Annotated in this window: 24 protein-coding genes and 1 riboswitch; of the genes, 12 read left to right on the top strand and 12 right to left on the bottom strand. The window is 68.8% G+C overall.

What is annotated here, in order from left to right:
• Window positions 1-53 precede the first annotated feature (53 nt).
• The 3 genes from cydB to hisC form a co-directional block, all read right to left on the bottom strand.
• The gene (cydB, locus tag OH768_RS26245) at window positions 54-1,058 is read right to left on the bottom strand and encodes a cytochrome d ubiquinol oxidase subunit II (RefSeq protein WP_406457509.1); all 1,005 of its coding nucleotides are present in this window, start codon (window positions 1,056-1,058) and stop codon (window positions 54-56) included.
• Window positions 1,059-1,079: 21 nt separating this feature from the next.
• Window positions 1,080-2,588 (bottom strand): cytochrome ubiquinol oxidase subunit I, encoded by a 1,509-nt coding sequence (locus OH768_RS26250; RefSeq protein ID WP_406457511.1) that lies wholly within the window; start codon window positions 2,586-2,588, stop codon window positions 1,080-1,082.
• A gap of 221 nt (window positions 2,589-2,809) precedes the next feature.
• Window positions 2,810-3,889 carry a histidinol-phosphate transaminase gene (gene hisC / locus OH768_RS26255; RefSeq protein WP_406457513.1) on the bottom strand — a complete coding sequence of 360 codons (1,080 nt, stop codon included), beginning with the start codon at window positions 3,887-3,889 and terminating at the stop codon, window positions 2,810-2,812.
• A 431-nt stretch (window positions 3,890-4,320) separates the two neighbouring features.
• Between hisC and OH768_RS26260 the strand changes: the two genes are divergently transcribed.
• The 3 genes from OH768_RS26260 (at window position 4,321) to OH768_RS26270 (ending at window position 8,244) form a co-directional block, all read left to right on the top strand.
• Window positions 4,321-5,433: a LacI family DNA-binding transcriptional regulator gene (locus tag OH768_RS26260; RefSeq protein ID WP_406457515.1), complete on the top strand. Its 1,113-nt coding sequence runs from the start codon at window positions 4,321-4,323 to the stop codon at window positions 5,431-5,433.
• A gap of 654 nt (window positions 5,434-6,087) precedes the next feature.
• Complete coding sequence (locus OH768_RS26265; protein WP_406457517.1) at window positions 6,088-7,191, top strand: metallophosphoesterase; 1,104 nt, start codon at window positions 6,088-6,090, stop codon at window positions 7,189-7,191.
• 192 nt (window positions 7,192-7,383) lie between these two features.
• Window positions 7,384-8,244, top strand: a complete 861-nt coding sequence (locus OH768_RS26270; RefSeq protein ID WP_406457519.1) for a hypothetical protein — start codon at window positions 7,384-7,386, stop codon at window positions 8,242-8,244.
• Window positions 8,245-8,292: 48 nt separating this feature from the next.
• Here OH768_RS26270 and OH768_RS26275 read toward each other — a convergent pair whose 3' ends face one another.
• Complete coding sequence (locus OH768_RS26275; RefSeq protein WP_406457521.1) at window positions 8,293-8,697, bottom strand: winged helix-turn-helix transcriptional regulator; 405 nt, start codon at window positions 8,695-8,697, stop codon at window positions 8,293-8,295.
• 100 nt (window positions 8,698-8,797) lie between these two features.
• On the opposite strand from OH768_RS26275, the gene OH768_RS26280 reads away from it, so the two are divergent.
• Window positions 8,798-9,736: an NADP-dependent oxidoreductase gene (locus OH768_RS26280; protein WP_406457523.1), complete on the top strand. Its 939-nt coding sequence runs from the start codon at window positions 8,798-8,800 to the stop codon at window positions 9,734-9,736.
• Between the two features lie 171 nt (window positions 9,737-9,907).
• Entirely contained in the window at window positions 9,908-11,155 is a 1,248-nt protein-coding gene (locus OH768_RS26285) for a serine hydrolase domain-containing protein (protein WP_406457525.1), read from the top strand.
• A gap of 26 nt (window positions 11,156-11,181) precedes the next feature.
• On the opposite strand, the gene thiC is transcribed toward OH768_RS26285, so the two are convergent.
• A complete protein-coding gene (gene thiC, locus OH768_RS26290; RefSeq protein WP_406457527.1) occupies window positions 11,182-13,020 on the bottom strand; it encodes a phosphomethylpyrimidine synthase ThiC in 1,839 nt (612 codons plus the stop codon).
• Window positions 13,013-13,202: riboswitch (TPP riboswitch) on the bottom strand. Its footprint overlaps the gene before it by 8 nt.
• 71 nt (window positions 13,203-13,273) lie before the next feature.
• Here thiC and OH768_RS26295 point away from each other — a divergent pair.
• Window positions 13,274-14,776: a YibE/F family protein gene (locus OH768_RS26295; protein WP_406457529.1), complete on the top strand. Its 1,503-nt coding sequence runs from the start codon at window positions 13,274-13,276 to the stop codon at window positions 14,774-14,776.
• Window positions 14,777-14,966: 190 nt separating this feature from the next.
• On the opposite strand, the gene OH768_RS26300 is transcribed toward OH768_RS26295, so the two are convergent.
• The 4 genes from OH768_RS26300 to OH768_RS26315 form a co-directional block, all read right to left on the bottom strand.
• Complete coding sequence (locus tag OH768_RS26300) at window positions 14,967-15,404, bottom strand: SsgA family sporulation/cell division regulator (protein ID WP_406457531.1); 438 nt, start codon at window positions 15,402-15,404, stop codon at window positions 14,967-14,969.
• A gap of 99 nt (window positions 15,405-15,503) precedes the next feature.
• Window positions 15,504-16,307, bottom strand: a complete 804-nt coding sequence (locus tag OH768_RS26305; protein WP_406465449.1) for an IclR family transcriptional regulator — start codon at window positions 16,305-16,307, stop codon at window positions 15,504-15,506.
• Window positions 16,308-16,610: 303 nt separating this feature from the next.
• Window positions 16,611-16,823, bottom strand: a complete 213-nt coding sequence (locus tag OH768_RS26310; RefSeq protein ID WP_093627959.1) for a DUF5326 family protein — start codon at window positions 16,821-16,823, stop codon at window positions 16,611-16,613.
• Between the two features lie 196 nt (window positions 16,824-17,019).
• A complete protein-coding gene (locus tag OH768_RS26315) occupies window positions 17,020-17,337 on the bottom strand; it encodes a cupin domain-containing protein (RefSeq protein ID WP_019073397.1) in 318 nt (105 codons plus the stop codon).
• A gap of 48 nt (window positions 17,338-17,385) precedes the next feature.
• On the opposite strand from OH768_RS26315, the gene OH768_RS26320 reads away from it, so the two are divergent.
• The 5 genes from OH768_RS26320 to OH768_RS26340 all read left to right on the top strand — a co-directional run bounded on the left by OH768_RS26320 (window position 17,386) and on the right by OH768_RS26340 (window position 21,144).
• Window positions 17,386-17,763: a phage holin family protein gene (locus tag OH768_RS26320; protein WP_406457534.1), complete on the top strand. Its 378-nt coding sequence runs from the start codon at window positions 17,386-17,388 to the stop codon at window positions 17,761-17,763.
• A 7-nt stretch (window positions 17,764-17,770) separates the two neighbouring features.
• On the top strand, window positions 17,771-18,262 hold the full coding sequence (locus OH768_RS26325) for a low molecular weight protein-tyrosine-phosphatase (RefSeq protein WP_406457536.1): 492 nt from the start codon (window positions 17,771-17,773) through the stop codon (window positions 18,260-18,262).
• On the top strand, window positions 18,259-19,416 hold the full coding sequence (locus tag OH768_RS26330) for a cystathionine gamma-lyase (RefSeq protein WP_406457538.1): 1,158 nt from the start codon (window positions 18,259-18,261) through the stop codon (window positions 19,414-19,416). The genes OH768_RS26325 and OH768_RS26330 overlap by 4 nt, the downstream gene beginning before the upstream one ends.
• A gap of 228 nt (window positions 19,417-19,644) precedes the next feature.
• The gene (locus OH768_RS26335) at window positions 19,645-20,550 is read left to right on the top strand and encodes a LysR family transcriptional regulator (protein ID WP_406457540.1); all 906 of its coding nucleotides are present in this window, start codon (window positions 19,645-19,647) and stop codon (window positions 20,548-20,550) included.
• Between the two features lie 111 nt (window positions 20,551-20,661).
• Window positions 20,662-21,144 (top strand): NUDIX domain-containing protein, encoded by a 483-nt coding sequence (locus tag OH768_RS26340; RefSeq protein ID WP_019073392.1) that lies wholly within the window; start codon window positions 20,662-20,664, stop codon window positions 21,142-21,144.
• Window positions 21,145-21,161: 17 nt separating this feature from the next.
• On the opposite strand, the gene OH768_RS26345 is transcribed toward OH768_RS26340, so the two are convergent.
• Both OH768_RS26345 and OH768_RS26350 read right to left on the bottom strand, forming a co-directional pair.
• On the bottom strand, window positions 21,162-22,952 hold the full coding sequence (locus OH768_RS26345) for a globin domain-containing protein (RefSeq protein WP_406457543.1): 1,791 nt from the start codon (window positions 22,950-22,952) through the stop codon (window positions 21,162-21,164).
• A gap of 283 nt (window positions 22,953-23,235) precedes the next feature.
• Window positions 23,236-23,871, bottom strand: a complete 636-nt coding sequence (locus OH768_RS26350; protein WP_406457545.1) for an HAD family hydrolase — start codon at window positions 23,869-23,871, stop codon at window positions 23,236-23,238.
• Between the two features lie 194 nt (window positions 23,872-24,065).
• Here OH768_RS26350 and OH768_RS26355 point away from each other — a divergent pair, with 194 nt between their 5' ends.
• Window positions 24,066-24,932, top strand: coding sequence for a GNAT family N-acetyltransferase (locus OH768_RS26355; protein ID WP_406457547.1), 867 nt, complete (start codon window positions 24,066-24,068; stop codon window positions 24,930-24,932).
• A gap of 69 nt (window positions 24,933-25,001) precedes the next feature.
• On the opposite strand, the gene OH768_RS26360 is transcribed toward OH768_RS26355, so the two are convergent.
• Window positions 25,002-25,424, bottom strand: a complete 423-nt coding sequence (locus tag OH768_RS26360; protein ID WP_406457549.1) for a heme-binding protein — start codon at window positions 25,422-25,424, stop codon at window positions 25,002-25,004.
• Window positions 25,425-25,458 lie beyond the last annotated feature (34 nt).

Raw genomic sequence — 25,458 nt, forward strand, 5'->3', positions numbered from 1 at the left:
AAGGGGGCATGTTTCACGTGAAACATGCCCCAAACCGGACTCAGTGGTCGGCCTCAGTGCGCCGCTTCGGCAATGTGCTGCGTACCGATCCGCTTGCGGAACACCCAGTACGTCCAGCCCTGATAGAGCAGGACGATCGGGGTGGCGATGCCCGCGCACCAGGTCATGATCCGCAGCGTGTACGGGCTCGACGAGGCATTGGTGACCGTGAGGCTCCAGTCCGCGTTGAGCGAGGACGGCATGACGTTCGGGAAGAGCGACAGGAAGAGCATCGCGACGGCGGCCACGATGGTGACGCCGGAGAACGCGAACGACCAGCCCTCGCGCCCGACTTGGATCGCCCCCAGCGCCGCGACCAGGGCGACGACGGCCACGACCAACGCGACCAGACTCTTGCCGTCACCGCTGTCGACCTGCGTCCAGATCAGGAAGACCAGCGCCAACAGGGCGGTGACGAGCCCGACTTGAAGCGCCAGCTTCCGTGCCCGCACCCGGATGTCCCCGACGGTCTTGAGTGCCGTGAACACCGCGCCATGGAACGTGAAGAGGGTCAGCGTGACCAGGCCGCCGAGGATCGCGTACGGGTTGAGCAGGTCCCAGAAGTTGCCGACGTACTCGAAGTTCTTGTCGATCTTCACGCCCCGCACGATGTTGCCGAAGGCCACGCCCCACAGGAATGCGGGGAGCAGTGAGGTCCAGAAGATCGCCGTCTCCCAGTTGCGCTGCCAGTTCTCCTCGGGCCGCTTCGCCCGGTACTCGAAGGCGACGCCCCGGACGATCAGGCAGACCAGGATGATCAGCAGGGCGAGGTAGAAGCCGGAGAAGAGGGTGGCGTACCACTCGGGGAAGGCGGCGAAGGTCGCGCCGCCGGCGGTGAGGAGCCAGACCTCGTTGCCGTCCCAGACCGGTCCGATCGTGTTGATCAGCACCCGCTTCTCGCTGCGGTTCCGGGCGAGCAGCTTGGTGAGGATGCCGACCCCGAAGTCGAAGCCCTCCAGGAAGAAGTAACCGGTCCACAGGACGGCGATGAGGACGAACCAGACGTCGTGCAGTTCCATGACTGTTGCAGCTCCCTCGGCCTAGTACGAGAAGGCCATCGGCTTGTCGGCGTCCTGGGAGTCGCCGCCGATCTTCGTGGGCGGGTTGAGGTCGGCCTCGGTGAGTTCGGGCGGGCCGGCCTTGACGTACTTCACGAGCAGCTTGACCTCGATGACGGCGAGGATCGCGTAGAGCGAGGTGAAGACGATCATCGAGGTGAGGACCTCACCCTGGGAGACGCTGGGGGAGACCGCGTCACGGGTCTGGAAGAGGCCGTAGACGACCCAGGGCTGGCGGCCCATCTCCGTGAAGATCCAGCCCCAGGAGTTGGCGATGAGGGGGAAGCCGAGGGTCCAGATGGACACCAGCCAGTAGAGCCTGGTGAGCTTCGGGCCGAGGGCCTTCTTCTTGAAGAGGACCACGTTCGGGACCTCGTCGTCGCCGACCCGCAGATGCTGGGGCAGCATGAACTTCTTGCGGGTCAGCCAGAGTCCGGCCAGGCCGACGGCGAAGGACGCCATGCCGAAGCCGATCATCCAGCGGAACGCCCAGAAGGTGACGGGGATGATGGGCCGGTAGTCGCCGGGACCGTACTTGGCCTGCTCGGCCTTGTTGGTGTCGTTGATGCCGGGGACGTACGAACTGAAGTCGTCGTCGGCGAGGAACGACAGTATCCCGGGGATCGAGAGCTCGACGGTGTTGTGGCCCTTGCTGACGTCGCCGTAGGCGAAGATCGAGAACGGCGCGGAGTCCTGGCCGTCCCACAGGGCCTCGGCGGCAGCCATCTTCATCGGCTGCTGCTTGAACATGACCTTGCCGAGGGTGTCGCCGCTGACGGCGGTGAGCAGACCGGCGATGGTAACGGTGATCAGGCCGAGCCGCAGCGAGCTCTTCATCACGGAGATGTGCTTCTTGCGGAACAGGTGGAACGCGGCGATGCCGACCATGAAGGCGCCGCCGGTCAGGAAGGACGCGGAGAGCGTGTGGAAGGCCTGCGCGAGCGCGGTGTTCTGGGTCAGCACGTGCCAGAAGTCGGTGAGTTCGGCACGGCCCTTGGCTTTGTTGATCTTGTAGCCGACAGGGTGCTGCATCCACGAGTTGGCCGCGAGGATGAAGTACGCCGAGAGGATCGTGCCGATCGAGACCATCCAGATGCAGGCCAGGTGGATCCGCTTGGGCAGCTTGTCCCAGCCGAAGATCCACAGGCCGATGAAGGTGGACTCGAAGAAGAACGCGATCAACGCCTCGAAGGCGAGCGGGGCACCGAAGATGTCGCCGACGAACCGCGAATAGGCGGACCAGTTCATGCCGAACTGGAACTCCTGCACGATGCCCGTGACGACGCCCATGGCGATGTTGATCAGGAAGAGCTTGCCCCAGAACTTGGTGGCCCTGAGGTACTTCTCCTTCTCCGTGCGCACCCACGCGGTCTGCAGCCCGGCCGTGAGAGCGGCGAGCGAGATCGTCAGGGGGACGAACAGGAAGTGGTAGACGGTGGTGATGCCGAACTGCCATCGCGCCAGTGTCTCTGGCGCCAGAGCCATTTCCACGTCGTCGGTCTCCTTATGTCGCCGTGGTACAGCGGCAGCTTGCCCCTTTTGTCACACACATCACGGGACGAACTGGGACACGCTTGTGAACGCGTTCACATTCACAAGCTATTATGGCGTACCGATTTTCGACCGACGAAGGGGGGTCCCATTACGGAGGGGGGTCCCCATAAGGCAACCCCCCTGACGTCACTCGTTACGAACGATCCCGCCGGCGACCGCTAGAGCTCCTTGCGGAACTCGGCCGCCACCCGCAGGAAGATGTCGTTGGCCTCGGTCTCCCCGACCGTGATCCGCACACCCTCGCCCGCGAACGGCCGCACCACCACGCCCGCCCGGTCGCACACCTCGGCGAAATCGACCGTACGCTCCCCCAGCCGCAGCCACACGAAGTTCGCCTGGGTCTCGGGAACCGTCCAGCCCTGAGCGCGCAGCGTGTCGACCACGCGGGTGCGCTCGGCCACCAACGAGCCGACCCGGCCCAGCAGTTCGTCCTCCGCGCGCAGCGAGGCGACCGCCGCGTCCTGCGCGAGCTGACTCACCCCGAACGGCACCGCCGTCTTGCGCAGCGCCGCGGCCACCGGCTCGTGCGCGATCGCGAAGCCGACCCGCAGCCCGGCGAGGCCGTACGCCTTGGAGAAGGTCCGCAGGACGCAGACGTTCGGCCGGTCGCGGTAGAGCTGGACGCCGTCCGGCACCTCCATGTCCCGGATGAACTCGCGGTACGCCTCGTCCAGTACGACCAGCACATCGCCGGGCACCCGGTCCAGGAAGCGCTCCAGCTCGGCCCGCCGTACGACCGTGCCCGTCGGGTTGTTGGGGTTGCAGACGAAGATCAGCCGGGTCTGGTCGGTGATGGCGTCGGCCATCGCGTCGAGGTCGTGCACATCGCCAGGGGTCAGCGGCACCTGCACGGCCGTGGCACCGCTGATCCGCGTGATGATCGGGTACGCCTCGAAGGAGCGCCAGGCGTACATGACCTCGTCGCCGGGTCCTGCGGTCGCCTGGATCAGCTGCTGGGCGACGCCGACCGAGCCGGTGCCGGTGGCCAGGTGGGAGACGGGGACGCCGAACCGTTCCGCCAGTTCGTTCATCAGACCGGTGCAGGCCATGTCCGGGTAGCGGTTGAAGGAGGCGGCGGCCGCCGTCACGCTCTCCATGACACCGGGCAGCGGCGGGTACGGGTTCTCGTTGGAGGACAGCTTGTAGGCCACCGGACCGTCCGCCGCGGCGGGCTTGCCCGGCTTGTAGGTGGGGATACCCTCCAGCTCGGCGCGCAGCTTGGGGCTCGTCTCGCTCACCGCAGTCCTCCTTGTGACCACCACCGGATTTCAATACTGCTCACCTTATGAGGATTCGACGCCGCCGCGTACAGATCGCGTCCGGGTGAGCGGCCTCCGGACGTCGGCCAGGACCGCCTCACAGGTCACATCCGCATCAGGGGCAACACCGTACGAAGACGCACGAACCGGGGGCGCGCTGTACATATATCTATGCGCCGGTAGCTCACGCCGTGGCGCGCATCCCTCGTGCAGGTGAGTTGAGACCTCTTCGAAACATCGGGGACTTGGCAGGCCCATGCGCGCCGACAAGTCACGTAATGCCATCGAAGCGTTTAACTGACTTTGTTTCTAAGGCAGTTGACCCCTTCTGACCTTGCAGAAACGTGCCTGTCAACGCGTGCATATGCGTCCGCACTACCCCACCGCATGAGCCCTACTATCGGCTCGCCATGACAGCAGCAGGGAAGCACCAGGTGAGCCGCGCGGAAACCTCTCGTCGAGGAAGCCGGCCGGGCCGGGCGGGAATCAGAGACGTGGCCGCCGCGGCCGGAGTCTCCATCACGACCGTCTCCGACGCCCTCAACGGCAAGGGCCGGCTCCCGGACGCCACCCGACGCCATGTCCGCGAAGTGGCCGACCGGCTGGGCTATCGGCCCTCCGCGGCGGCTCGCACGCTCCGTACCGGGAAATCGGGCCTCATCGGCCTGACCGTCACGACGTACGGGGATGAACCTTTCACCTTCACCGAATTCGCGTACTTCGCCGAGATGGCGCGCGCCGCCACCTCGGCCGCGCTCGCCCGCGGCTACGCCCTCGTGATCCTTCCGGCGACCTCGCGCCACGACGTGTGGTCGAACGTCGCCCTGGACGGCACGGTCGTCATCGACCCGTCCGACCAGGACCCGGTGGTCAGCGAGCTCGTCCGGCAGGGTTTACCGGTCGTCTCCGACGGCCGCCCGGCCGGCTCGCTCCCGGTGACCGCCTGGGTCGACAACGACCACGAGGCCGCCGTCCTCGGCATCCTCGACCACCTGGCCGCCGCCGGCGCCCGCCGGATCGGCCTGCTCACGGGCACGAGCACGGACACGTACACACACCTCTCGACCACCGCATACCTGCGTTGGTGCGAGCGGGTGGGCCAGGATCCGGTGTACGAGTCCTATCCGGCGCACGATCCGTGCGCGGGTGCCGTCGCCGCCGACCGATTGCTCGCCCGGCCCGACCGGCCCGACGCGGTCTACGGCCTGTTCGACCCCAACGGCACGGATCTGCTGGCCGCCGCGCGCCGCTACGGGATGCGGGTGCCGGAGGATCTGCTGCTGGTGTGCTGCAGCGAGTCCACGGTGTACGCCAACACCGAGCCGCCGATCACCACGCTCTCCCTGAAGCCGCGCCGCATCGGCACGGCTGTGGTGCAGCTCCTCATCGACGCCATCGAAGGGGTCAATTCGGATCTGCCGGTCGAGCAGGTGATACCGACCGAACTGATCATCCGTACGTCGTCCCAGCGACGCCCACCACGGACGACGGTCAGTCCGCCCCGGTCGCCGGAGGGGAAGTAGGGGGGTCGGGCGGTGGGGCTGTCCCGTCGAGTCGGTGGCTTCACCGTCCGGTGGGTCCGCTTGCCCCGTGCCGAGGACTGCTCGGGGTCTGTGCAGTGGCGGGCGGGGTCGTAGCTGGGCCCTTGCTCGCGGCCCGCACGGTGAGGGGTGGGGCGGTTGGGGGAGGACGCCGTGACGGGCTCCGCGAGGCGCTTGGTGCGGTGCCGGGCCTCTCTCGGGGCGGAGTGGCGGGCGGGCGGTGCCCGGGCGCTTCCCTCGGGCTCCAGTACGGGCCGGACGGTGCCGGGACTCCCGCCGGCGCCGTCCGGGCCGTACCGCCCGACCCTGTGTCCCCAGGCAGCCACCCGGCACCGGAGTCGACTACCGACCGGCTGACGGCCGGCGGCCGGCGGCCGTACCGAAGTCGGAGGTGGAGTACGGCACATCACACCGGCGAAATCCAGCCGCCCTTCCGGCGGGAACCGATCGTCCCTCGGGTGCTGGTCGAGTGGTCGAAGCCCTGCCCAATCGGGGCGAAAGCCACGGTGAGCCAGAGTCCTGCTCTGATTCACCACCCCTGGGTCATCACACGGCGCGATCCGCATTCCTATGATGGGCCCACGACACCGCGGGCCGCTGCGACCAGGCAGTCCGACGCGGTGCAGACGCGGCGTGATGGTGGAGGGGTCGATGACTCAGGGGGCCGGTCAGGGACCCGAGGTGGAGCGCACGGCGACGTTGCGCGACTTCCGGGTGCCGGCATACGTCCACGAGACCGGTCCGTACGCCGACAGCGCGCAGCCCGGCGGCGCCGTACGACCCGACGAGGAGGCCTTTGACGAGGCCTCTCCCGACGGGTACACGCCGACTCAGCGCGATCTGCCGGTCATCAATCGGGGTGACACGGTTCAGGTCGCGGTAGACCCGGCGTCGGTGGGGATCCCGCGGCAGACGGAGGGCCCCGGTCCGCTGTTCGTCGTAGGGGATGTGCACGGCTACCTCGACGAACTGGTGGCCGCATTGCGGGAGAAGGGCCTGATCGACGCGGCCGGCAGCTGGTGCGCGGGCACCGCGCGGCTGTGGTTCCTCGGCGACTTCACCGACCGCGGCCCGGACGGCATCGGCGTCATCGATCTGGTGATGCGGCTGTCCGCCGAGGCCGCCGCGGCCGGCGGCTACTGCAAGGCCCTCATGGGCAACCACGAGCTGCTGCTGCTCGGCGCCAAGCGGTTCGGCGACACCCCCGTCAACTCCGGCGCGGGCACCGCCACCTTCCAGGCGGCCTGGTTGCTCAACGGCGGCCAGAAGACCGACATGGACCGCCTCCAGGACGTCCACCTGCAGTGGATGGCCCGCCTGGACGCCATGGAGGAGGTCGACGGGCACCTCCTCGTCCACTCCGACACCACCGCCTACCTCGACTACGGCGACTCGATCGAGGCGGTCAACGACAACGTCCGCGAGACCCTCACCCGCAACGACGCGGACGAGGTGTGGGACGTGTTCCGCAAGTTCACCAAGCGCTTCTCCTTCCGCGACGAGGGTGGTGCCGAACATGTCCGCTCATTGCTCGACATGTACGGCGGGACCCGGATCGTGCACGGCCACAGCCCGATTCCGTACCTCCTGGGCGACGTCGGCTCCGAGGACGGCGAGGACACCGCCAGTCCCGTGGTCGAGGGACCGCACGTCTACGCCGAGGGACTCGCCATCGCGATGGACGGCGGAGTGACCATGGCCGGAAAACTGCTGGTCCAGCAACTGCCGTTGGATATCTGAGCGTTTAGCGGGCAGACGTCCCCCTCGGAGGACCGGCGGACGACAACGCTGGCCAGGGGCCAATTTCTGGAAACCCCCTGTCACCGTGTGCCGTCGCCGCTCTACCATCGGCTTATCCGTAGCAGGCTCCCCTCCGTTTCTGCCCGACGGCTCGTTGGCATGCGAGCCCCAAGCCCTACGGAGCATCGGGGGATGCACATGAACAGCGTTCCGCAGCACCTGCACAGCGAGGACCGCCAGGAGTACGAGCGGATCCTCGACGAGGCGCTGCGCTCCGCCCCTACCCGCCCGGAACTGGCCGCTGTAGGTAAGCGGCTCAACCCCGAACAGCTGCGCACCATGGCGCTGAACGCCACCGCACTCATCACGGCGGCCGCGGCGACCGAGTACCAGCACTACGTGAAGGTCCGCGAGGAACTGCGCCAGCCGGCGTCGTCCACCCCGTCGTCCGTCCACGAGACCGGCTCCGCGGAGCCGGGCGGCGTGGGCGCGATGGGGCTCGCCACCACCCTGGGGGAGGCTGCCGAGGGTGCGGGTGCCGTCGCCGTCGCCGCCGTCCTCACCCCCGTCCTCGCCGGCACGGCCGCGGCGATATTCCTGCTCGTGGGCTACATCCTCAAGATGCTCACCCCCGAGCCCGCGTTCGCGCAGACCATGCTCACCGCCGGCTGGGTGTTCGGCGCCATGACCGCCGCGGCGATCCTCGTCGCCGCCGTCGGCCTGCTCCTCACGGCCCTGCGTAACCGGCCGACGTTCGACGCCGACCCCTACGGCGAGTCGGGCGGTGAGGTGGCCCGGGCCAGGGAAGCCTGGCACGACGCCCTTCTGGAACGCGGCATCCTGCCGTTCCTCCAGGAGGCGCTCGCGGCCCCGGGCACGGCGGCCCTACGCCGTACGACACCCTCGGCACCGAGTCGCATGCCGCACCTCGGCTACGACCGCCCGGGCTTCTCGAGCCCCGACGACGGCCCGGAGCCGGGGCACCGCCCGAGCTTCAGCAGCCCGGACTTCTCCAGCCCGGACTTCGGGGGGCCCGAACACCAGCCGGAGTAGCCCCTCGGCTTGCGCCCCCACCCAGGGGAGCGCAAGCCGAAGACCCGGTCACGGACCTCGCTGCTCGTCGCGCCCGTCGAACTCCTCCCGCGCCGCGCGCATGGCGGTGACGTTCGTCTGCGCCCAGACGGTGATGCTCTGCACCAACCCGCCGACTTCCTGGCCCAGTTCGGTCAGCCGGTACTCCACGCGCGGTGGCACGGTCGGGTACACCGTGCGGATCAGCAGCCCCTCGCGCTCCAGCGCTCGCAGGGTCTGCGTCAGCACCTTCGGCGTGACGCCGTCCAGCCGTCGCCGCAGTTCGGCGAACCGCATGGTCCGGCCGTCCTCCAGGGCCACCAGCACCAGCATGGTCCACTTGCCCGCGATCAGCTCCAGTACGGCACGGGTGGGGCAGTCGCGCAGGAAGATGTCCACGCCGCCGTATTTCCTCAGGTCGAAGCCGGTATCCATGAGGAACCTCGGTATCAGAGAAGTGCCCTCTTCCGCAGGGTCGTCGCCCGGCCGAGCATGGAACGCGCCACGCACCACGCCCTGTTGACGAGGAGTCCGGATGTCCGCCCGTATGCACGCCATCGTCCAATCCGTGTTCGGCGGCCCCGAGACGCTCACCTACGTCGAGACCGACGTCCCCGGGCCCGGCCCCGGCGAGGTGCTCCTGCGGGTCGCCGGCGCCGGCGTCAACCCGGGCGACGCGGTGCTGCGGTCCGGCCGGGTGCCGGAGCTGGTCCCCCTGCCGTGGACACCGGGCAACGACGTGGCCGGTGTCGTCGAGCGGGTCGGCGAGGGCGTGACACGGTTCGCGCCGGGCGACGAGGTGTACGGCATGCTGTCCGTCACCCCGCGGGGCGCGTACGCCGAGTTCACCGCCGTACCGGCCGACGCGCTGGCGCCCGCGCCCAAGAACCTCGATCTCGCGCACGCGGGGGCCGTACCCCTGGTCGCGGTCACCGCCTGGCAGGCCCTGGCCGTGCTGGCGCGGGTCGGGCCCGGCGACCGGGTGCTGATCCACGCGGCGGCGGGTGGCGTCGGGCACGTCGCCGTCCAACTCGCCAAGGAACTCGGGGCGTACGTCATCGGCACCGCCCGCACCGCCCACCACGGCTTCCTGCGCGAGCTGGGCGCCGACGAGCTGATCGACTACACCACCACCGACTTCCGGACCGCCGTCGCCCCGGTGGACGCGGTCCTGGACCTGGTCGGCGGTTCCTATGGCCCGCAGTCCCTCGACGTGCTCCGGCCGGACGGTCTGCTCGTCGGCGCGTCGATCGACCCGGGGACGGACGAACAGCAGGCCGCCGCCCGGGGCCTGCGCTACACGTGGGTCACGGCCGAGCCCTCCGGAGCCCTGCTGAAGCAGGTCACCGAACGCGTCGAGGCAGGTCGGCTCCGGGTCTCCGTCGAGCGCACCTATCCGCTGGCCGAAGCCGCCGAGGCCCACCGCGCCATCGAGGCCAAGCGCACCACGGGCAAGCTCGTCCTCGTGCCGTGACCGGCTCGGCCCGCTCGTTCCCCACCGGGGCCCGACGGGGACGAACCCGAGGTTCGCAGGGGGGTTATGTCCACCCCGCACTCGGTGGACAGCCCCATCCTCCCCCGCACCTCGATCCGGTTGGCTGGTGATCGTCACCGATCAGGACCAGGAGCAACGGGGGATTCGGACATGCAGATGCCGTCATCGAGGAAGACCGGCGCCGCCCTGCTGGCAGCGGCGTTGCTCGCACTGGGCTCACCCATGGCCGCGACCGCCACCACCGGACACCCGGCGCCGGACCACCCCTCCCACGTGTACGGCCAGGCCATGCTCCAGCGCGACCTGGCAGCCGTACGGAAGGCCGGAGGCGGCGATGTGAACGGGCTGGCCAGGGTCGACGTACCGAACGGCGCACCGCTCATGGCCCGCATCGGCACCCGCACGGCCGACTCCACGGCCCCGATCCCCTGGAACGCGCACTTCCGTGTGGCGAGCACGACGAAGACGTTCGTGGCGACCGTCGTCCTCCAACTCGTGGCGGAGAAGCGGCTGTCGCTCGACGACACCGTCGAGCACTGGCTGCCGGGAGTCGTCACGGGCAACGGCAACGACGGCACCCGCATCACCGTCCGCGACCTGCTCCGCCAGACCAGCGGCCTCTACGACTACATCGACGACCCGGAGATCCAGGACCGCCTGATCAACCACTTCGACGAGAACCGCTACGACACCACCCCGGCGGCCGACCTGGTCGCCGTCGCGATGAAGCACCGCCCGCTCTTCGTGCCGCAGCCGGGCGGGGCCACCCGGTGGGCGTACTCCAACACCAACTACCTGCTGGCCGGGATGATCGCCGAGAAGGCCGGTTGCGCGAGCTGGCAGGACCTGGTCGCTCACCGGATCATCGCGAAGCTCGGACTGCGCAACACCTCCGTCCCCGGGCTCGACCCGTTCCTGCCCGACCCGCACGTGAACGCGTATCTGACGACCGCCGAAGGCAAGCGTCTCGACGTCACCGACCACAGCTTCCAGCACACCGCGGACTCCGGTGTGGTGAGCACCACCGCCGACCTGAACACCTTCTTCCGGGCCCTGGCCGGCGGCAGGCTGCTCCCCGCCGCGCAGTGGCGCGAGATGCGGCAGACCGTGGAACGGACCGACGACCCGGAGGACGTGGCCGAGATGCCCGAGGGCACCTACGGCCTCGGCCTGCGAAAGATCCCGCTCTCCTGCGGCGGTTTCTACTACACCCACGAGGGCGACGGTGCGGGCGTCAACACCCGTCCCGCGGTGAGCGCCGACGGCAGGCGCGCGGTGACCGTCTCCATCACGACCACCACCGCGCCGCCGGACCTCGCCGCCCTCAACCGCGCGACAGGCACGCTGGTCGACCACACCCTGTGCGACAAGCCTGCCAAGGGCTCACCGAAGAGCTAGGCCGTGTCCGACCCAGCCGGTCGTCGTCAGTCGGCGATCGGCAGGTACACCCGGTTGCCCGCCGCCGCGAACTCCTTCGACTTCCGCGCCATGCCCTCCTCGACCTCCGCCTTGGTACCGCCGTGTTCGCGGCGGATGTCCTGGGAGATCTTCATCGAGCAGAACTTCGGCCCGCACATCGAGCAGAAGTGCGCCGTTTTGGCCGGCTCCGCCGGCAGTGTCTCGTCGTGGAACTCCCGAGCCGTGACCGGATCGAGGGCCAGGTTGAACTGGTCCTCCCAGCGGAACTCGAAGCGGGCGTCGGACAGCGCGTCGTCCCACTCCTGTGCACCTGGGTGCCCCTTGGCGAGGTCGGCTGCGTGGGCGGCGATCTTGTAGGTGATGACGCCGGTCTTGACGTCGTCACGGTTGGGCAGGCCCAAGTGCTCCTTGGGCGTGACATAGCAGAGCATGGCCGTGCCCCACCAGGCGATCATCGCGGCACCGATGCCGGAAGTGATGTGGTCGTACGCAGGCGCGACGTCCGTCGTCAGCGGGCCGAGCGTATAGAACGGAGCTTCATCACAGATCTCCTGCTGAAGGTCGATGTTCTCCTTGATCTTGTGCATCGGGACATGTCCCGGGCCCTCGATCATGGTCTGTACGTTGAAACGCTTCGCGATCGTGTTGAGTTCCCCGAGAGTCCTCAACTCGGCGAACTGCGCCTCGTCGTTGGCGTCCGCGATCGATCCGGGGCGCAGACCGTCGCCCAGCGAGTAGGTGACGTCGTAGGCGGCGAGGATCTCGCAGAGCTCCTCGAAGTTCTCGTAGAGGAACGATTCCTTGTGGTGCGCCAGGCACCAGGCCGCCATGATCGAGCCGCCGCGCGAGACGATGCCGGTCTTGCGGTTCGCCGTCAGCGGTACGAACGGCAGCCGCACGCCCGCGTGGACGGTCATGTAGTCCACGCCCTGTTCGGCCTGTTCGACGACCGTGTCCTTGTAGATCTCCCAGGTCAGCTCCTCGGCACGGCCGTCGACCTTTTCGAGCGCCTGGTAGAGCGGCACGGTGCCGATGGGGACGGGGGAGTTGCGCAGCACCCACTCGCGGGTGGTGTGGATGTTGCGGCCGGTGGACAGGTCCATGACCGTGTCGGCGCCCCAGCGGGTCGCCCAGGTCATCTTCTCGACCTCCTCCTCGATGGAGGAAGTGACCGCGGAATTGCCGATGTTGGCGTTGACCTTCACCAGGAACCGCTTGCCGATGATCATCGGCTCGATCTCCGGGTGGTTGACGTTGGCCGGCAGCACCGCACGCCCCGCCGCGATCTCCTCCCGGACCACCTCGGGCGAGACCTTCTCCCGTACGGCCACGAACTCCATCTCGGGCGTGATCTCGCCCCGTCGCGCGTAGGCGAGTTGAGTCACCGCCGTACCCTCACGTCCACGGCGCGGTTGCCGGGGGCGGCCCGGGAACACCGCGTCGAGGTTACGGAGTCCACCGCGCGGTGACGTGTGCTTGATTCCGTCGTCCTCGGGGCGGACGGGACGGCCCGCGTACTCCTCGGTGTCGCCCCGGGCGATGATCCAGTTCTCCCGCAGCGGCGCCAGTCCCCTGCGGACGTCGGTGTCGACGAGCGGATCGGTGTACGGGCCTGAGGTGTCGTACAGCGTCACGGACTGCCCGTTGGTGAGGTGTACCTGACGGACCGGCACCCGCAGATCGGGGCGCGAGCCCTCGACATACCCCTTGTGCCAGCCGGCGGACTTCCCGGCCGCAGAGGACTCCTCGACCCCCGTCGGCTGCCCGGCCCGTGCGAACTCCTCGCCCGGAATGGGCTGTTCGTCCTGGCTGAAGGCAGGCGTGCGTACGTCCTTGTTGGTCATGAGACCTACTCCCTACGCCGGCATTACCCGGTAACAGGTTCGGCGGTCGACGCAGCGGCTTCCGTCAGCCGATGTTTCATGTGAAACATCACTCGATACAGGTGACGTTTCCCGTGAAACATCGCAGAGACGGAGGTCAGCGCCCTCTCAGCCCGGTGCTCCGAGCTCCCGCGTGTGCAAAGGTGCCTCCACGCTAGCGTCATATGTGGCGCGGTGAACAGTGGGCCTCCGGCGTTCTTGCGATGATCGGGCGGTGACCACGACGCAGCAGCCCCCGTACCCGCCGACCGGGCCGCCGCATGGCCATGACCACGGCCACGGTTCCGATGGCGACCATGGCTCCGGGTCCGGGGACGACGACAGCTCCGGCGGGGACGGCGGGCACGGTTCCGGCGCGGGTGGTGGACACGGTCACTCGCACAGTCACGGCCCGGCCGCCCCCGTCTCCCGTCACCTCCGGAAGGTCATCGCGGCGATCCTGATCCCGTTCACGGTCGCGGTCGTGGTCGGCATGGTGGTGCTGTGGCCCGGCGGCGCACCGTCGCACAAGCGCACCGGCGTCGGCTTCGACCGGCAGACGCAGCAGGCGACGGTCACCAAGGTCGTCAGCGTGAGCTGCGCCTCGGTGAACGCCTCGGGCGGGGGCGCGACCGGGGACACCTCCACGGCCGAGGGCTCCTCGGCACAGCAGGAGGCGGGCGGCACCTGCAAGAAGGCCACGGTCACGGTCAGCACCGGCAAGGACAAGGGCCGTACGTTCACGGAGATCGTGCAGCCCGACCAGTCACGGCAGTTGCATCAGGGCGAGAAGGTCGTGGTCGCGTACGAGCCCTCCGCGCCCAGGGATCTGCAGTACTCGGTCACCGATGTGAACCGTAAGTTCCCCATGGCGCTGCTCGCCGGCATCTTCGCGCTGGCCGTCGTGGTGGTGGGCCGGCTGCGCGGCGTCATGGCACTGATCGCGCTGGCCATCAGCTTCATGATCCTCAACTTCTTCATCCTGCCCGCAATCCTGCACGGCTCGAACCCGCTGATCGTGGCGGTGGTCGGATCGAGCGCCATCATGCTGATCGCCCTCTACATGTGCCACGGACTGTCGGCCCGTACGTCCGTGGCGGTGCTCGGCACGCTGATGTCGCTGGTCCTGATCGGCGTCCTGGGTTCGGTGTTCATCGGCTGGGCCGCGCTGACCGGCAACACGGACGACAACACGGGCCTGATCCACGGGCTGTATCCGTCGATCGACATGAGCGGCCTGCTGCTCGCCGGCGTCATCATCGGTTCGCTCGGTGTGCTCGACGATGTGACGGTCACGCAGACCTCGGCGGTCTGGGAACTGCACGAGGCCAACCCGTCGATGGGCTGGCGCGGGCTGTACCGCGCTGGTATCCGGATCGGCCGCGACCACATCGCGTCCGTGGTCAACACGCTCGTCCTCGCCTACGCGGGCGCCGCCCTGCCGTTGCTGCTGCTCTTCTCCATCGCGCAGAGCAGCGTGGGGTCGGTCGCCAACAGCGAGTTGGTCGCCGAGGAGATCGTACGCACGCTTGTGGGCTCGATCGGCCTGGTCGCCTCGGTACCGGTCACCACCGCGCTCGCGGCCCTGGTGGTCTCGGCGGACCGACCGGGACGCGAAACAGCTCCCGCGGGGGTTGCGGCGGCGGCCACGGCGGCGCCGGGTGCCGGGCCCGCGGCAGCGCCCGGTGCCAAGCCGGCGCCGGCGCGCGGCGGGAAGGGCCGACGCCGCAAGCACTGAGGACGGCGAGAACCGCCGCACGGAGCCACACAGAAGCGTTCCTGCGACTCCAGGGCTCCTCCCGGGCTTCCCGGACCGCACCCGGACCTCTCGGCCTCGCAGGCCTTTCAGGGCTCCACAGATGCCTCCAGGGGCCTCGGGCCCCGTGGTGAAGCGTTACGCCAACTCTCCCCGCCGCCGTAGCAACGCTTCAGCCGGCGCTCTGCTCCTCCGCCAGGATGCGGTCCAGTGCCTCGTCGAGGTGGGCGTCGAAATCCGCGAGCGCACCCTCCTGACCGAGCGGAACCAGCAGGTCGGTGCGGTCGAGGAACGCCACGAGCGGGGCCGCGCGGGTGCGGAACAGCGCCTGGTCGCCGCCCACCTGAAGCCTGATCAACACTTCGCCCAGCGTCTCGGGATCGACGGGCTCGATCCGCACATCGCCGTCCCCGGACGCCCGGCCCACCCCGTCGATCAGCAGCTCCCGGCCGAAGGCCCAGGTCACCGGGGCATCCCCCGGCAAATGGAAGGTCAGCCGTACGGCGTACGGATCGCACGTCTCGTAGCCCAGTTCGACCGGGATACGGAAGGAGAGCTCCTCGGAGACGAGGAAGCTCATCATGACCTCTGCCTGTACGGACTCGCGCATCGCCTATCCCGTCAATTGCCGCCGACTGGCCGGGAATGATCCCCGTGACACTGAAGGAATATTGCTGAACGTGCACAACAGATCACAAGGAGTAAGTTTTCAGATACTGATAGAGAGCGCGAGCGACCCCAGGAGCCTGCCTACCTCGGTCTGCAACTCCCGGGCAGCGGCCGGCAGACGATCCGCCTGATGCGAGGGGAGAGAAATGGCCATCGTGGCGGCCGTGCTGCCGAGCGTGATCGGAATCGCCGCGCAGACCGTCCCCAGCGCGTACTCCTGACGCTCCACCACCAGCTCCATCCGCCGCATCCGGTCCAGGCGCCGCAGCAGGGCGTGACCGTCCCGCACGGTGTACGGCGTGAGGGACTGCGCGGGGTAGCGGTCGAGGTGGTCGCGCCGGGCGTCCTCGTCCAACTGGGCCAGCAGGCACTGGCCGATCGCATGCGCGTGCCCCGTCTCACGGAAGTCGGCCCACTCCTCGACCGCCGGGCTGCCGGGGCTGTCGGAGACGCACATGACCTCGATCTCACCGTCGCGGTACATCGCGTAGTAGACCGGCACACCGATCGAATCCCGCCAGGCCGCCAGCGCGTCCACGAGCGTGCTGCGACGTTTCTCCTGCGCCCCGCTGCTGCTCAGCCTCTCGGCCGCTTCGCCGAGGAAGAACAGCCCTTTGTCCCGGCGGAGATAGCCCTCGTGCACGAGGGTGCGCAGCAGGTGGTACGCCGTGGGAAGCGCGAGGCCGGTCTCGCGGGCCAACTGCTTTGCGGGGGCTCCGTGTTCGTGCGCGGCGACGGACTCCAGCAGCCGCATCGCCCGCTGCACCGAGCCGATGAGGGTGGCGGCGGGCTGGGGCTGCTGCTCGGGGGCTGTCGCGGAGCGCTGTCGCGGCGGGGCCGCCACGGGGCGCAGCTGTGCGGGGATCGCCACTGAACTCGGCCATGTCGGCGGGCCGGGCTGGGTGGGAGGTGCGTGCGGTTCTACGGGTGCGGTGTCAACCGTGGCCAAGGGTCACTTCCGGAGCGCGAGGGGGCAGCCCGTGCGGGGAACACGGGGAGGGGGTGCGCCGCCCGCGGGGTTCGTCCCCGCGTCGAATTCCGGACTGTAACCGCCCGCCACCGCCCGCAGACGGCCTGTCCGGAAAACTTCCCTCGCCCGAGGGAACCGGTGATTCCTGTTACCGATCACCGGTTGCCCCGCAGGGCCTCACCAGTCGCTGCGTGAGGAGGAACCCGCCGTGAACTTCCGTACGACGTAGATCAGTCCGCCGACCAGCGCCACGAAGACCAGCGCCTTGAAGAGCAGTCCGATGACAAAGCCCACGACGGTCGCTATCAGCCCGCCGAACACGACCAGGGCGATGACCGGCACCGCGACCCACTTCACCCACCACGGCAGTCCGCCGAATATCTCTCGCATCGCCCTCGTCCTTTACCTCTCCGCCCGTCGTTCGCACCGGGTCCTGTCGGTGTCCGGCACTGCTGTGCCGGACCTCTGATGTCCTGCACTCGATGCTAGGTCGGCCGAAGACAGAACGGGGGCCTCGCATCCCTTGTCCTCCCCTGACCGTTCCCCTAGGGAACCCTGAGACGCGGGTCAGGCTTCCGGGGGAGGGTCAGGCCTCCGGCGGCGAGAACACCACCAGCACCCGCAAGTCCTCGCTGATGTGGTGGAACTTGTGGGCCACCCCGGCCGGCACATAGACGACGCTGCCGCGCGCCACCTGGGTGGTCTCCATGCCGACGGTGATCGCGGCACGGCCGCTCACGACGAAGTACACCTCGTCCTGGTTGTGCGGCTGCTGCCGGTCGTGATCGCCCGCGTCGAGCGCGTAGAGGCCGACCGACATGTTCTTCTCGCGCAGGAACTGCAGGTATGCACCGTCGTTGGCGGCACGCTCCGCCTCCAGTTCATCCAACCGGAATGCCTTCATCGCCCTCGTCCACGCTCGGAGTCGATCTCTTCTGCCACGATCAGACACATGAAGAATTTTCTAGTCAAGACGATCGCCAACGCGGGCGCCCTTGCAGTCGCCGTATGGCTGCTCGACAAGATCACCCTGACCGGCGACAGCACCTTCAAGAAGGTCTGGACCCTGCTCCTCGTCGCCATGGTCTTCGGCCTGGTGAACTTCCTCGTGAAGCCGATCGTCAAGTTGCTGACCTTCCCGCTGTTCATCCTGACGCTCGGTCTGATCACCCTGGTGGTCAACGCGCTGATGCTGCTGCTCACCTCGTGGCTGGCCGACAAGCTCGACCTGAGTTTCCACGTCGACGGCTTCTGGACCGCCGTCCTGGGCGGCCTGATCATCTCGGTCGTCTCCTGGGCGCTCAACCTCGCCCTCCCCGACGGGGACTGAGCGCGCGATGACCTACCGCGTCAGTTTCGTCTGCACCGGCAACATCTGCCGCTCCCCGATAGCCGAATCGGTCTTCCGCGCGCGGGTGGAGGAGGCCGGGCTCGGCGATCGGGTCGAGGTCGAGAGCGCGGGCACCGGCGGCTGGCACGAGGGCGACGGCGCCGACCCGCGCGCCGTCGCCGTCCTGGCGGAGCACGGCTACGGGACCGACCATGTCGCACGCCAGTTCCAGGCCTCCTGGTTCTCCCGCCTCGACCTCGTCATCGCCCTCGACGGCGGCCATCGCAAGGCCCTGCGCCGCCTCGCCCCGGCCGAGCATGACGCCCAGAAGGTCCATCTGCTGCGCTCCTACGACCCCGCCGCCGGCTACGACCTCGACGTACCGGACCCGTACTACGGGGGTCTGGACGGCTTCGAGGAGTGTCTTGAGATGGTGGAGGCGGCGAGCGAGGGCCTGCTCGCCGCGGTACGCGAGGAAGTGGAAGGACGAGCGACATGAGTGATTCCGCCGCAGACGAGGGTGTTCGAGACGGCGCCGGGGACGGCACGCTCGCGGTGCGGGCGGGTCTGCCCGAGCCGGTCAGGCACGAACCGACCCTGCCCGGCCCGGTGTTCGCCGCGCACTTCCACCTCCCGGGCGAGGTGACGGGCCCGTACAGCTACGGCCGTGACGACAATCCGACCTGGACCCACCTGGAGCGCGCCATCGGCGAGTTGGAGGCACCCGGGCGGAGCGCTGTCGAGACGCTCGTGTTCGCCTCCGGCATGGCGGCCATCTCGTCGGTGCTCTTCTCCCAACTGCGCGCCGGCGACACGGTCGTACTGCCGAACGACGGCTACCAGGTGCTGCCCCTGGTGCGCGCCCAGTTGGAGGCGTACGGCATCGGGGTGCGCACCGCGCCGACCGGCGAGGACGCCCAGCTCGACCTTCTCGACGGCGCGAAACTGCTGTGGCTCGAGACCCCCTCGAACCCCGGACTCGACGTGTGCGACATCCGTCGGCTCGTCGAGGCGGCACACGCGCGTGGCGCCCTCGTGGCCGTCGACAACACCCTCGCCACACCCCTGGGACAGCGCCCGCTGGAACTCGGCGCCGACTTCGCCGTGGCGAGCGGCACCAAGCAGCTCACCGGGCACGGGGACCTCCTTCTCGGCTACGTCTCCGGAACCGACGCCTCCGCGATGACCGCCGTACGCCGCTGGCGCAAGGTCGTCGGCGCGATTCCCGGGCCCATGGAGGCCTGGCTCGCGCACCGCTCGATCGCCACGCTCCAGTTGCGCGTGGACCGGCAGGACGCCACCGCGCTGATCCTCGCCGAGGCCCTGCGGGGGCGGGACGAGGTGACGGGGCTGCGTTATCCGGGGCTGCCCGACGATCCCTCGCACAAGGTCGCCTCGCGGCAGATGCGGCGCTACGGGTGTGTGGTTTCGTTCACGTTGCCCACGCGCGCGCGTGCCGAGCGTTTTCTCGACGCGCTGCGGCTCGTGGACGACGCGACGAGTTTCGGCGGGGTGCGGTCCACCGCCGAACGCCGGGGACGCTGGGGAGGGGACGCGGTGCCGGAGGGCTTCGTTCGGTTCTCGGTGGGCGCCGAGGATCCCGAGGACCTGGTGGCCGATGTGCTGCGTGCGCTGGACGAGTCGGCGCGGTGACCGCTTTACGTACCGCCGGTCGGTGTCCGGCTACGCACAACGGACGGTCCGAGCCTCCCCCCTCGTGGCTCGGACCGTCCTCGGTTCTGCGCGCGAAGAACCGCGCGCACAAGGCTAGTTGACTCTGTGTCAGTGTCCAATCACAGTAGCGACAGAGACCTATCGACTTATTTATAGTTGGGCCCTGCCCGGGGCCGGAAGAAGGGCGGGGAAAGGAGAATGCGTGCCATGGATCTGGCCTTGCTGCGCACCTTCGTGACCGTGCACCGGGCCGGCTCCTTCACCCGCGCCGCAGCCCTGCTCGGTCTCTCCCAGCCCGCGGTGACGTCCCAGATCCGCACCCTGGAGCGGCAGTTGGGCCGCCCCTTGTTCCTTCGCCAGGCCCGTGGAGTCACCCCCACGACCATGGGCGACGAACTCGCGCACAAGGCCGCGCCGCATCTCGACGCCCTCGTGGAGATAGCCGAGACCGGCCCCGACAACGACTCCTCCTTGCGCACCCTGCACCTCGCCGGACCCCCCGAGTTCACCGCCGAGCGGGCGCTGCCCGCGCTCACGGAGCTGACCGGCGACGACGGCCAGCCCTTCGCACTGCGCGCGTCCTTCGGGAACGCCGAGGAAACTCTGGAGGGACTGGCCGCCGGACATCACGATCTGGCCATCAGCACGGCCCGTCCACGAGGCGCCCTGCTCACGGCGACAACGCTCTGCGACGAGGAACACACCCTCGTCGCCGCTCCACGCTGGGCCGAGCAGATCGGCTCCGCGAACCTCGATCCCAAGGACGCACCCACTCTGGACGACCTCCCCCTGATCGAGGTCCACGAGTCGCTACCCTTCGTCTCCCGGTACTGGGCGTCCGTCTTCGACTCCCGCCCGGCCGCCTCGGGCACCGTCATCGTGCCGGACCTGCGGGCGGTGCTCGCCTGCGCCAGCGCGGGCGCCGGACTCGCGGTGCTGCCCCGCTATCTGTGCGTCCCCGCACTGGAGCGCGGTGAGGTCGTCCCGCTACACGAACCGGCGGTGCCACCGCTGCGGACGTATTTCCTGGTCGTACGCACCGGAACTCTCGCGATGCCGCACATCGCCCGAGCCCACGAGTGGCTGCACCGCGCGGCCACCGGATGGGGCTGACCAGGGACTTTGTCGTCGCTTCGTCTCGACGGCGCCGAATGTCACGCTCTGAACCACCAAGGTGACGTTTCGCGATGTTTCACGTGGAACCAGCCGGGCCACATTTCTCCCATGACCGTCCGACCCGTGGTCAAGCGCACCGCACGTGCCGTCCTCCTCGACGGCGACGACCTGATCCTGATCAAGCGCACCAAGCCCGGTGTGGATCCCTACTGGGTCACGCCCGGTGGAGGGGTCGAGCCCGAGGACACCACCGTCGTCGATGCCCTGCACCGCGAGGTGCACGAGGAACTCGGCGCCAAGATCACTGACGTGGTTCCCTGCTTCGTGGACACCGTCGAGCACATCGGGGCGGACGCCACAGCGACCGGCGTGAAGGTCCAGCACTTCTTCGTCTGCCACCTGGAGTCCATGGACCCGGCACTGCGCCACGGCCCCGAAGTGGACGCTCCCCTCGGCGAGTACGAGATCGTCAGAGTCCCGTTCACCCGGGTAGGCATCGCGTCCGTCCATCTCGTGCCGCTGTCCCTGCGGCACTATCTGGACGGCAACATCGAAGGCGTCCGCGCGATGCATGCCCCTGACCTCGGCTGACCTCCCCGGGAGCCGGATCAGTCCCCGGCGGCCACCAGTTCCTCGACCGAGTCGTGCCGTATGCGGTCCGCCGGGACACCTACGTCCTTCAGAGCATCGACACCGCTGCGGATCATTCCGGGCGGGCCCGAGACATAGGCGTCGTACCCACCCCACGGCCCGTACGTCCGTATGGCGTCCGGGAGTTGGAGATGCGCCTGCTGGTCGACGACCGTCCGGACCGTGAGCCACGGATACGACTGCTGGAGCCGGAGCATCGTGTCGAGGTCATAGAGGTCATGGTCGGTACGGGCCCCGTAGAACACCTCCACCGACCGCCGCTCGCCGTGCTCGGCGACGTCCTCCACCAGTGCCTTGATCGGCGCTATACCGGTGCCACCGCCCAGGCAGAGCAGTCCGCTGTCGGTGCTGTGGTTCACGGTCATCGAGCCGGCCGACGGACCGAGCCGGATGATGTCGCCGGGCCGGGCCCGGTGCACCAGCGCGTTCGAGACCCAGCCCGCCGGGACGGCCTTCACATGGAAGGTCAGCAGTCCGTCCGAGCGGGGCGCCGAGGCGAAGGAGTAGTGCCGCCAGATACGCGGCCACCAGGGCGTCTCCAGGCTCGTGTACTGCCCGGCGAGGAAAGGGTAGGGCTGGTCGGGGCGGACGGTGACGACCGCGATGTCCCGGGTCCTGAGATCGTGGGCGACGACCTCCGCGTTCCACCAGGCCGGGGCACGCAGTTCGTCCGCAGCCGCCGCGTCGATCATGACCTGGGAGATCGTCGTGTACGCCCGGACCCAGGCAGCCTCCGTCTCGGCGCCCCAGACGGCCGAAGCGTACTTGTTCAGCGCACCGATGAGGCACTCGCCGACGGCCGGGTAGTGCTCGGGCCGGGTGCCGTACTTGCGGTGCCCGCGGCCGAGGTTCTGCAGATACGCGACGAGCACCTCGGTGTTGTCGATGTGCTCGGCCGCGGTGAGCAGCGCCTTGAGCAACCGGTCCCGCTGGGTGTCCATCGCCGCAGGGAACAGCGACCGCAGCTCGGGGTGGCGTACGAAGAGCAACGCGTAGAAGTACGAGGTGACCTTGTCGGCCACGGGGGCGACTTCGGCCATGGTCCGTCGAATGAGTACGGCGTCCGGGGAGGCGTTCTCGGTGACGATGCCGGAAGACCGCTGGGCGGGTACACGCACGACGGCCGAACCGGTCGCGGCGCGGGCCGGGACGGGTGCGGGAGCCGACTGCTCGGGAGGCAGAACCTGCGCGGGCGCGAAGGGCGACGAGGACGCGGGAGACAGGCGCTGGGCCGGCATGGCGGGTGCCGGAGGCGTGGGGGGCGGAGCCTGGTCAGGAGGGGCGGGTGACGAGGGCGTGGGGGGCGAAGTTTGAGCAGGAGCAAAGGGCTGCGGATGGGGCGTAGACAAGGCTTGAGCGGAAACGAAGGGCTGCGGAGGCGCGGGCGACAGAGGCTGGGCCGAGGTGAAGGGCCGTGGGGCGGTCGCAGCCGACGGTATTCGCTCCTGACCAGGCGGGAGGCCCTGCTGCGAACCGTGGCTTTCCGGCTCCGGCGCGGCACCCTCGGCGGACCGCTCCGAACTGGCTGCGGGCGGGCGCTCGTTGACACCGGCCGCGGACCTGCGGACCGGTCGCATCACGGCCGGACGCCGTCCCCCTGTCGTCGCCCGCTCTTCGCCCGGAGGCACCTCCGGCTGCTTGCGTGGCGTGAACCAGCCGCCTCCGCCGCTGCCGCTTCCGCCTCCGGACGGGCCGTTGTCGGCCGACGTGGTCGTCGGAGCGTCCATGGTGTGCCTCGCCTCGAACATCTTTCGGTCGGTCGGCGTGCTTCCCCCATCGGAAGCTGCCTGCTTTCCGCGCGGACTGCTTGCCTTTCCCCGTTCGCTCAAGCGGCCAATACAGCCGTATCCAACCCACATTCCCACCGCGTACGGACAAGTAAGGCGAGATGTGACATTGCCCGCAGTACTCGCCTGCGGCGCCCCGCTGCGGACAAGAACCGGAGTCGACCATACCGGCCCGTGATGCACGCACAAGTCCGGCCCGGCTCCCCCATGAACAGGGGGAGGTGCGAACCATCAATTCCCCCAACTACCGGGCGCCTCGCACCAATTCGTAGGCATCCCACAGATCCCGCCCCGCATAGGAGTGGGTGGCAAGGCCCGCCAGATGTCGATCGGCGTTCACCGCGACAGAGACGGGTACGGCGCCGAACAGATCCTTGTCCGACATCGAGTCGCCATAGGCGACACAGTCCGCCCTCGTCACCCCGAACTCCTCACAGAGCCGATCCGCGATCACCACCTTGGCCGGGGCACTGAGGACTCCGGCCAGGTCCATCGAAGGCTCGGTGAAGGGCACGGCGGGGAAGAGCGATCCGTGTGCCGCGTGAGCGCCCCAACCCGTGAGCCGCTCCACAAAGAAGGACGGCGAGAGCGACACGACGGCGCAGTATTCACCGGCGCTCCTGATCTCGGCCCAGACCTCGCGGATCCGCGCCAACCAAGGGGCCGCTTCAAAGGCGGCCGCCACATGCGCCTCCGTGAGATCCGCCCAGAGCGCGTACACGCGGGTCGCATACTCCGGCGGACCGATCAGCCCGGCCGAGATCTCCTGTTCAAGCGCCACCGTCTCGGTTTCCAGACCGAGTTGACGTGAGATCTCCAGGGGCGCGCTGGTTCCGTGCAGCAAAGTACCGTCGAGGTCGAAGAGATGAAGTCTCGCCATGGGCCACGAGGTTAGTGGGCGGAACTGTGGCACCTTCCGCGAGCCTGCCGGATGCTCGCCGTTCGTCGGTGTTTCACGTGAAACTTCCGGCTTCGGCTGAGGTGTCGCACAGTCGGCCATGACATGGCCAAAAGCAAGTACGTCTCCCCAGAAACGGGTGGACGGCGACAACGCAGTCAGACAGCCTGACCTGCGTGCCGACTCATTCCCTCGCCGCTCTGCCCATCCGCCGACTGACGCTCCGCGATCGCACCGCCTGCGCCGACCTTTCCGAGGACCGGGGGTGGCCACGCGAGGAACACAAGTGGGGCTTCCTCCTCAGCGCGGGGACGGGGTACGGCATCGACAGTCCGGAAGGCGGCCTCGTCGCGGCCTGCGTCGTGACGGAGTACGGTCCGCAGGACCGCCCGGATCTGAGCGCCATCGGCATGGTCCTGGTCGCCGAACGCCATGCCCGTCAGGGCGTGGGGCGCCGGCTGATGCGCCACCTGCTGTCAGTGCTGGGCCCCACGCCACTGACCCTGCACGCGACTCCGAACGGCCGCCCGCTCTACGAAGAACTCGGCTTCAAGGTGACGGGTCGAGCCGAGATGCTGCGCGGCCATTTCACGCCGGACGGACCCGAGTCCCGGATCGCCACCCGTGCGGCCACGGCCGAGGACCTCACCGGCATCCTCCGGCTTGACGAGGAGGTGTTCGGCACCGATCGCACACCCCTCATCACACGACTACCCGCCTTCGCCGACCAGTTGCGAGTGGCGCAGGACAACGGCCGGATCATCGGGTATGCGGCGGCCTGGCCCAACATGGACACCCAGGTCGTGGGCCCGCTGATCGCACAGGACTCGGAGACGGCGAAGGCTCTCCTCAGCTCACTAGCCGCCCGCACCGACCGTCCCCTGCGCACCGACATCGACGCACGCCACGAAGACCTGCTGTCCTGGGTGAAGGAACGCGGCCTGGAGTACTGCGCCTCCAACTCCGTCATGACGTACGGGATCGCGGAGTTGCCCGGAGACTGGACACGGCGGTTCGCACCCCTCACGGTCGCGGCCGGCTGACACCTCCGGGCATGGAGAACGCCGGCTCCCGACATGATCGAGAGCCGGCGTTTCAGCCGTCTTCAGACGTCAGACGAGTGCCTCGAGGGCGGCCTGGGCGAAACCGTGGTCCTGCGACGGCGCGCCGCCACCGACCCCGATCGCTCCGATCAGCCGGCCGTCGCGGTGCACCGGGAGACCGCCCGCGATGAACAGCAGCGGTCGGTCGAGCGCCGTCGGCAGGGTGTGGAAAAGGCCTCCGGGCTGGACCGCGTCGACGAGGTCGGCGGTGGCGGCGTTCAGCTGAAGCGCTGTGTACGCCTTGCGGGTGCTGGTCTCCCCGGAGATCAGCACGGCCCGGTCGTCGCGCCGGAAGGCGAGCAGATGACCGCCCGCGTCCAGCACGGTGACGCTGACCGTGACTCCGGCGCCCTCTGCGGCACGGCTGGCCTGGTCGACGAGCGCTTCGGCATCCTGGATGGTCAGCGGGGCTACGGCGGTGGTGGTGCTCATCGGGGTTTCTCCTTGCGGGTGTTGCTGTTGGTGG

The organism is Streptomyces sp. NBC_01622, from assembly GCF_045209635.1.
Lineage (GTDB): Bacteria > Actinomycetota > Actinomycetes > Streptomycetales > Streptomycetaceae > Streptomyces.